This window comes from Psychrobacter sp. 1U2 (assembly GCF_051847575.1).
Map to the genome: position 1 here is coordinate 1 of NZ_JBPYDC010000618.1, position 937 is coordinate 937.

Below are 937 nucleotides of genomic sequence, written 5' to 3' on the forward strand. Positions count from 1 at the left end.
CTCACCAAAAGTTGCCAAAAGCGTATTGTAATAGTTGACAAATTTTGACATGATTTATGGTAATGTTATTTACATAACGTAACATTGATTTTTCTATGGGCATTTATGCCTAAGCTTTATGGTAAGTATTCCAAAAAAAACAATTCTATCAAAATTTTAGGAGTTTATTATGTCAGTTTATTTTAGCTCAGTATCCAGCAGCCGTTTTGCAAAAATCGCTACCCTTGCTCTATTGTCAGGCGCTGTTGCCCTAACAACTGGTTGTGCAACCAAGCGCGCTACTTCAGAAGTCGTTGTGGCTCCTTTAGGTATCCCAGGTGGTCAAGCTGGTTATACTGGCGCTGTGGTCGTAGACAATTCAAGTGCTATCGTAACTGGCGCAGAAAACTTACAAGCGGTGGTATATTTCGCTTTTGATAGCAGCGAGATCACCCCACAAGCTGCCAGTGTACTAAACCAACATGCAAGTTTGCTTAGCTCAAATCCTGCCGCTGGTGTTGTGATTGCAGGTCATACTGATGAGCGTGGTAGCCGTGAGTACAATATGGCACTCGGTGAGCGCCGCGCGCAAGCAGCTCGTAACTACCTTGCAGCTCAAGGCATTAGCGTTAACAACATTCGCGTCATTAGCTATGGCGAAGAGCATCCTGCTGCTGCTGGTACTACCGAACAAGCCTATGCACAGAACCGCCGTGCTGAGCTTTCTTACTAAGATTTAGTAGACACAATTATTATATTTTTACTAAAAATGTAATAATATCAAAAGCTCAACAAGAGTGACATTGTTGGGCTTTTATATTAACTTTAGCAAACGCTTTGTTTCTTAAATACCTGATCTATAAATTATGCACATTCCGCATCTTTATGACACTCAATATACGCAGCTCAGTCCCACGACGTGGTGCGCAACCGCTTATGTGAGCATTCCTATCAGTCT

Annotated in this window: 1 protein-coding gene; it reads left to right on the top strand. The window is 42.2% G+C overall.

Features of this window, described 5'->3' with window-relative positions:
* The first annotated feature begins 169 nt into the window (after positions 1 to 169).
* Positions 170 to 712, top strand: coding sequence for a peptidoglycan-associated lipoprotein Pal (gene pal / locus ACS8FD_RS17655; RefSeq protein WP_439261580.1), 543 nt, complete (start codon positions 170 to 172; stop codon positions 710 to 712).
* The last annotated feature ends 225 nt before the right edge of the window (positions 713 to 937 follow it).

What these genes read in the sequence shown, in the direction of transcription:
- pal (WP_439261580.1), top strand. Translation starts at nt 170, where the DNA reads ATGTCAGTTTATTTTAGCTCAGTATCCAGCAGCCGTTTTGCAAAAATC.